The following is a 7,066-nucleotide window of genomic DNA, read 5'->3' as shown; positions in this document are numbered from 1 at the left end:
TGCCCGGGTCGTGCGGGGAACTCCCCACCCCCCGCAAAGGTGCCCGCGTGGGGGAAACCCCGGTCGCCCCCCCGCCCCCCCCCCCCCCCCCCCCGCAGATCCCGGACCCTCCTCACCGCGCTCTACGCCGTCCTGGCGGTGGCGCTGGTCAGCGGGCTCGCCGTCTGGCAGCAGTACCTGGACAACGAGCGGCGACGCACGGACGACGCGGCCCGCCAGGTCGCCGAGGTCGCCGACGCGCTGCGCACCACCGAGCCGCGCACCGCCATGCTGCTCGGCGTCGCCGCGTGGCGCACCGCTAAGCTGCCCGAGACCCGCCGGGCCCTGCTCGGCTCCCTCGCCCAGCCCGAGACGGACACCTTCACCGACCCCGTGCCCGGGGACGCCTCAGAACGTGCCCTCCGCCGCTCCGGACGCCCGGGTGCCCCTACATCTACACTTCGGGGCGACTTCCCCTCGTCGACGGCAGGCTCGCGCTGACCGGCAAGGTCGGTTGCGGAAATCTCTCCTGAGCAGGCGAAGGATTTGGCCCGCACCTGCGCGCTGAACGCGCTGGCTGCCGTGAAGTCGGTCGCCGGGGACCTGGACCACATCAAGCGGATCGTCAAGGTCGTCGGGTTCGTCGCCTCCGCGCCTACGTTCACCGGCCAGCCCGGCGTCATCAACGGTGCCAGCGAGTTGCTCGGCGACATCCTCGCCGACAAGGGTATTCACGCCCGCAGTGCTGTAGGCGTTCCGAAGTGGTCTGTGTCGAGGGCGTGCACGGGCCACGGATCCCGGACATCGTCGTAGTCGTGGACGAGTTGCGGCATGGCGGGGGACAGTCCAGAGCCCGGCGGATGGCAGGCATAAGGTGCCATCTGCCGGGCGGGCTTCGTTGTCAGACGGTGGGGCGCTGGAACTGCTGGTTGGTTCCGGTGCCGCAGCTCCACTGGATGAGGCGGGCGCCGTTGGCCGTGGATGCGTTCGCCACGTCAAGACACTTGCCGCTGTGCCGGGCGAGAAGTCGGTAGTAGCCGCTTCCCTGGTCCTGGAACATCCACTGCTGGTTGGTGCCGGTGGTGCAACGGTACTGGTTCACGAAGACGCCGTCGGCGGTGGAGTTGTCCGCGACGTCCAGGCACTTGCCGCTGTGCTGCGCGAGAACGCGGACGTATCCGCCCCCCGCGTCCTGCAGCCGCCATTGCTGGTTGAGGCCGCCGCCGCAGGTGTACTGGAGGGCGACCGAGCTGTCGGCGGCCGAGTTGTCGGAGATGTCGAGGCACTTGCCACTGTGCCGGGCGACCAGGCTGTAGTACGGGCCGCCGCCCACTCCGCTGACCGTGCCAGCGGCCGTGTCAATGGCGACCTGGGGGTACCAGGGCAGGTTCATGGTGGTCCTGGTCGGGAAGGTCAGCGGGAGCCAGACGTACTGCGAGTCGTTGACCGTGCCGCCCATGGAGTTGCCCCAGCGGTCACCCATGTACAGATAAGAGGTGCCCTGCGTGCCCTGGACGGGCAGGACGAAGGTGGTCTGGGAGCCGTAGGCGGTGGCATCGCCGATGTCGGTCATGGCGGTCCAGGGGCCTGTGATGCTGGTGGCGGTCGCGTACTTCTGCTGGTTGGGGCTCCAGCCGCTGTTGCCGGAGGTCAGCATGAAGTAGACGCCGTTGCGCTTGAACAGCGCCGGCGCCTCCCGGAAGGTTCCGGCCCACGGGTTGGCGACCAGGCTTTCGTACGTCGTGTAGTCGGCGGTGAGCCGGTAGATGTGCAGGTCGGCGTTGCCGGCCGCGGAGGTGATCTGGTACGCCGTGCCGTCGTCGTCCTTGAACAGGGTCATGTCCCGGGACGTGGTGCCGGACGGCGGCCGGAAGCTGCCCTGCCAGGTGTAGTCGCCGTCGACGGTGTCGGAGACGGCCACGGCGGCACGGGACTGGGTGTAGTCGGTGCCGTTCTCCTTGTGCATCCACATCACGAACTTGCCGGTCGTGCTGTTGTAGATGACCTTCGGGCGCTCGATGTTGGCGACGGCCAGCTCGGGATCGCTGGCCTGGGTGAGGACGTTGTTACGGAACTCCCAGGTTTTGAGGTCGGTGGAGCGGTAGGCGGAGACGGCCTTGAAGGTGTTGTCGGCGTTGCGGTTCTCGCCGAACCAGTAGTAGTACGTGCCCACCTTGATCACCCCACCACCGTGGGCATGGACCACGGCGCCGGTGGTGTCGGTGAACTGGGTCGCGTTGGTCACGGTGACCGGGGCGGCCTGCGCGGGCGATCCAGCGACCAGCAGGGTGAACACGCTCAGCGTGGCAGCCAGCGCGAGAGTGAGGGTGCGTCGGAGCATGGATTCCTCACGGTGGTTCGAAATGTTTGGTTGTGTGCGGCCCTGGTGAGGGACGGTAAGGGTGGGACATGGTCGCGTCAAGGGCTGTACATCCGATGTCTGACGCTCTCTCGCACTCGCGGGTGATCGACCTGTGAGTTCCCGGAATTTCCAGCCCAACCTCTGGACAAGACCTGACTTCTGGCCCGTTAATTCGTCCAGTGTCATCCGGTGAGGTGCACGCCTCCGTGCGGCCCCCTTGCGCCCGCTATTCACTGGATGATTCATCCGATCTGTTCGGTCCCGGATGCTGAGTCGCAGCACGGTCCGTGCTGTCCTGTGGACAGTCAGGAGAGATCTCCCTTGTCAGAACCGATCACCCGACGAAGAGTGCTGACGGGAATGGCGGCCATGACGGTCGCCGCCGCCGTCACGCCGACCCTGGCGGCCCCCGCTCATGCCGCCTCCACCCAGCCGTTGCCCCTGCGGCCGCTGCGCATTCCCGAGCTCGACCTGGGTGTGGAACAGCAGCCCGACGAGAAGATCCAGTGGTTGCAGGATGCCAAGATCGGCATGTTCATCCACTGGGGTGTCTACTCCGGCCCGGCCAAGGGCGAGTGGTACATGGAGAACGCCGCCGTCACCCCGGAGAACTACAAGAAGTACGTCACCGACGCCACCGGCGAGCAGTTCACCGCCAGCGCCTACAACCCGGCCGACTGGGCCCAGTTGGCCAAGGACATGGGCGCGAAGTACACGGTGCTCACGGCCCGCCACCACGACGGCTTCGCCCTTTGGCCGTCCACCCACCCGAACGCCTGGCACAGCGGCCAGGAGCCTTTGCAGCGCGACTTCATCGGCCAGTACGTCACCGCTGTGCGCGACGCCGGCCTCAAGGTGGGCCTGTACTACTCGCCCCTGAGCTGGCGCTACCCCGGCTACTACGACGTCCACGGCACCAACTGCCTGGACAACGCCTGGGGTTACACCACTGATCCCGCGCACAAGGAGAACGCGCGGATCATGAAGAACGAGGTGTACCAGCAGGTCAAGGAGCTGGTGACCCAGTACGGCAAGATAGACGACCTCTGGTGGGACGGCGGCTGGCTGGGCCAGCAGGGCTCCGACGCGGACGCCGCCTTCTTCTGGGAGCCCGGCAAGTTCCTCGACACGGCGAACGAGTGGCCGGTGGACGCCGCTTATAGCGACACCGACCCGGCCACGGGCAAGCCGCTGGGGCTGACCGGCCTGGTCCGCAAGCACCAGCCCGACATCGTCACCACCCTGCGCTCCGGCTGGATCGGCGACTTCACCAGTGAGGAAGGCTCCTCCGTCCCGACCGGCGCGATCCGCACCGGCAAGGTGGCGGAGAAGTGCTTCACCATCGGCGGTGCCTGGGGCTACAAGGCCGGCTCGAGCGTGATGAGCTTCGGCACCGCCATGAACATCCTGGTCAACGCCTGGGTACGGAACATCACCTGCCTGGTCAACGTCGGACCGAACCGCTCCGGCGCGGTGCCCAGCGCCCAGGCAACCCTGGTGCGCCAGATCGGATCCTTCCTATCCAGCTGCGGCGCCGCCGTGTACGGCACCCGGGGAGGCCCCTGGGAGCCGGTCGACGGCCAGTACGGGTACACATACAAGGACAACACCTTCTACATCCACCTCCTCTCCGCCTACAGCGGCACGTCGTTCACCACCCCGTCCATCGGCGACGCCCAGGTCACCCGGGTCTTCGACGTCGCCTCGGGCGCCGACCTGTCGTACAGCGTGGACGGCAGCGGCAAGGTGACCGTCACCGGCATCAACCGCACCCGCATCCCCGAGGACAGCATCCTCGGCGTCACGCTGGACCGGACGGTGCAGCCGGCCGATGTCGCAGCGGGCGGTACCGCCACGGCGAGCAGCCAGGAATCCTCCAAGGGCAACACTGCGGCGAAGGCGGTCGACGGCTCCACCGCTACGCGTTGGTGCGCGAACAACGGCAACACCGGGCACTGGCTGAGGGTGGACCTGGGGGCGACGAAGTCGATCACCGGCGCACGTATCGCCTGGGAGTCCGACGCCACCAACTACCGGTACAGGATCGAGGGATCCACCGACAACGCGAACTGGACCACACTGGCCGACCGCACCGACACCACCAGCACGAGCCAGGTCCAGGTCGCCACGTTCAGCGCCCAGGCCAGGTACGTTCGCGTGACCGTGACCGGACTGCCCTCCGGCGTGTGGGCCTCCATCCGCAACCTGGAGGTCTACGACCGCCCCTTCACCGCGGACCTGGGCACCTTCCGCCTGGTGAACCGCAAGAGCGGCAAGGTGCTGGAGGTCAGCGGAGCCTCCAGCGCCGACGGTGCCGCCGTCATCCAGTGGCCCTCGACCGGCGGCACCAACCAGCAGTGGAAACTGCTCCCCAACACCGACGGTTCCTACCGGCTGTCCAACGTCCGCAGCGGCAAGGTCCTCGACAGCCCCAGCGGCTCCGCTCAGGGCGCCGCCCTCGACCAGTGGACCGACACCGACAGCAGCAACCAGTGGTGGAAGCTGGTCCCAGCGACCAGCGGCTACTACCGGCTCGTCAACGTCCACAACGGCTGGTGCGCCGACATCAAGGACGCCTCCACCACGGACGGCACCCCGGTCATCCAATGGCCCGACACGGGCGGGTCAAACCAGGAATGGCAGGTCATCGCCCTGTAGCCGGCGATGCGGGAGGGGGCCGGTGCCACGCTGCGCCGGCCCTCGGCCTCCTTTTCCCCTCAACGACGGCGCGCCAGCCGCGAACCCCTCGCCCGGGGTTCCGCCACCTGCGTGTCGGCCCCACGACCCGCTGCGGCCACCGTTGTGCGCCTATGACCACCGTCGGTTGCGAATGCGGAGTTCCGTCAGGGCTGGCTCACCAGCGGATGCGAGACCACCTGCTCGCAAACGTGGAACTTCACGGTGGACCCCTGAAGTCCAGCTCCTCGGTGAAATGGCGGTCGCGTCGGCCGCGTGTCAGATGCCCCGCACCCACGAGGTGACGGGGCCAGGTCAGTTGGTGCAGTGCCGGCAGGTGGTTCTGCCTGAGGAGCTCCTTTCTGTAGTCGTTGCCGTTGCGGGTCCGGATGATCGACTGAACGTGCAGCCGGGGGAGGGGGCTGCCCTGGGGCGCGCCGTATACGCCGCCAGCGCTCCCGATCCCTGGCGCTCGACTCGCCCCAGGTGGCGGGGCTGTGCACGCGGACGGAAGAGGTATTTCTCGCCGGTGTCGTCGCGGTGAGCTTGGTGCCGCGCGGGCCCGTGTGCTGGGGGATTCATCCAACCACCCATCGGCGCCCGAAGACGCCTTTCGTTCACCCCGACGTCATGCATGGGCAACCTCCAGTGCCGGAGCCTCGGCTCATCGGCCTGATCACCGGGTTGATCGCCTCCACGGAACCGGATTGCCGTTCAACTTCTCCGCCCCGAAAGTCGATTGCACCCGGTCCGATCGACGAACAGAAGGGAGCGGGGCCGTGTCCCGTTCACTCCGCAGGAGACTCACCGGCGCTTTGGGCGTCACCGCCATCGCCCTGGCCTCACTCACCCTGACCGCCGGCCCGGCCAGTGCCGCCCCGAACTGCAACTCCCCCGTCTTCACCGCCTGCGTCAAGATCGTCAACCAGAACGTGGACGCGTACAGCTGGCGTATCAACGTCACCCGGCCTAACGGCAAGAAGTGGAACCGGTGCCTGACCGGCAACCAGCCCCACAAGACGACCTACTGGAAGAACGTGTGGTTCTCCAACAGTGACCGGGTCTCGATGACGGCCTACCGCGGCAAGAACTGCGAGGGATGGTCCCAGACGGACAAATGGCGGGGCGAGTGGAGCCAGACCACCGACCAGTACCACATGCTCGTCGCCTACCGGCGATGACCGTGGCGCACCGCTCGAAACGCCGGACCGCTCTCTCCCCGTCGACCCTCTCCTTTCAAGGAGCCATCCAAGTGCGTCCCCACACCATGGCAGCCTCCGAGGCGGAGCCCGCCGTGAGCAAGAAGAGCATCCGCCGCTGGCTGGCGCCGGCGATGAGCCTGGGCCTGGCTCCGCTCATCCTGCTGGCCTCGCCCGGCTCGGCATCGGCGCAGACCTGGTGCTTCAAGTCCGACGGTGCCAGCTACCGCCCCGGTGACACCACCTGGGCGAAGCCAAAGATCCAGGCCCGCAACACCTGGGAGGACTGGGTGTGGCGCGGACCCAAGTTCCAATGCCCCGTGAACGCCCCCAAGTGCACCTACTCCTATGGCCAGGACAAAACGACGAGCTGGGAGTGGTCGATCGGCCTGAAGGTCGACGTCGCTATCCCCAAGGTCGGGAAGCTGTTCGAGGTCAGCCCGTCCTACAAGCGCGGCGGATCCACGACCACCAAGTACATGTTGTCCGTCGACCTGAAGCCCGGCCAGTACACCCAGCCGATCATGGTGGTGAAGCGCCGCTGGGTCCAGGGCACCTACGTCGGCGCCTTCCGGACCGACGGTTCCAGCTGCGGCTCGGGCAAGCAGCGGTTCTGGTGGGACGGCGACTACCAGTTCGGCAAGTGGCAGACCAACATCCGGGTCGATGACTACGCGACGTACAACACCTATCCAAAGTGATCCCCTGGTCAGTGCCTGACCCGCCCGTGGTCAGTGCCTGACCCGTCGTGCCGGCCGGCCTCAGTGACCATCCCCCCAGGCACCGGGGCCGGCCCACCCCCAGCTCCCCCCGTTCACCTCACGAGGAACCCACCCCATGAACCCGCGCC

The 7,066-nt window shown here is 67.5% G+C and carries 5 protein-coding genes and 1 pseudogene; 5 read left to right on the top strand and 1 reads right to left on the bottom strand.

The genetic code is table 11. The annotated features are described in order from the left end of the window. Window positions 1-138: 138 nt before the first annotated feature. Both ACFWWR_RS11220 and ACFWWR_RS11215 read left to right on the top strand, forming a co-directional pair. Window positions 139-480, top strand: coding sequence for a hypothetical protein (locus tag ACFWWR_RS11220; protein WP_384302917.1), 342 nt, complete (start codon window positions 139-141; stop codon window positions 478-480). Then, window positions 429-792: pseudogene (locus ACFWWR_RS11215) on the top strand (RidA family protein); the annotation flags it as partial. The gene ACFWWR_RS11220 and the pseudogene ACFWWR_RS11215, both read left to right, overlap by 52 nt. Before the next feature lie 88 nt (window positions 793-880). On the opposite strand, the gene ACFWWR_RS11210 reads toward ACFWWR_RS11215, so the two are convergent. Beyond that, window positions 881-2,320 carry an RICIN domain-containing protein gene (locus ACFWWR_RS11210; protein ID WP_384302915.1) on the bottom strand — a complete coding sequence of 480 codons (1,440 nt, stop codon included), beginning with the start codon at window positions 2,318-2,320 and terminating at the stop codon, window positions 881-883. Window positions 2,321-2,662: 342 nt separating this feature from the next. Between ACFWWR_RS11210 and ACFWWR_RS11205 the strand changes: the two genes are divergently transcribed. The 3 genes from ACFWWR_RS11205 to ACFWWR_RS11195 all read left to right on the top strand — a co-directional run bounded on the left by ACFWWR_RS11205 (window position 2,663) and on the right by ACFWWR_RS11195 (window position 6,917). Beyond that, window positions 2,663-4,999 (top strand): alpha-L-fucosidase, encoded by a 2,337-nt coding sequence (locus ACFWWR_RS11205; protein WP_384302913.1) that lies wholly within the window; start codon window positions 2,663-2,665, stop codon window positions 4,997-4,999. Window positions 5,000-5,796: 797 nt separating this feature from the next. Next, window positions 5,797-6,198, top strand: a complete 402-nt coding sequence (locus ACFWWR_RS11200) for a hypothetical protein (protein ID WP_384302911.1) — start codon at window positions 5,797-5,799, stop codon at window positions 6,196-6,198. A 71-nt stretch (window positions 6,199-6,269) separates the two neighbouring features. Then, on the top strand, window positions 6,270-6,917 hold the full coding sequence (locus tag ACFWWR_RS11195) for a hypothetical protein (RefSeq protein ID WP_384302909.1): 648 nt from the start codon (window positions 6,270-6,272) through the stop codon (window positions 6,915-6,917). Window positions 6,918-7,066: the final 149 nt, after the last annotated feature.

Origin of the sequence: Streptomyces sp. NPDC058678 (assembly GCF_042714835.1) — a bacterium.
Taxonomy (GTDB): Bacteria; Actinomycetota; Actinomycetes; order Streptomycetales; family Streptomycetaceae; genus Streptomyces.
This window is presented reverse-complemented; position numbering and strand designations above follow the sequence as displayed.

Coding starts and splice junctions, on each gene's coding strand:
- ACFWWR_RS11210 (WP_384302915.1), bottom strand. CDS start 2,320: ATGCTCCGACGCACCCTCACTCTCGCGCTGGCTGCCACGCTGAGCGTG.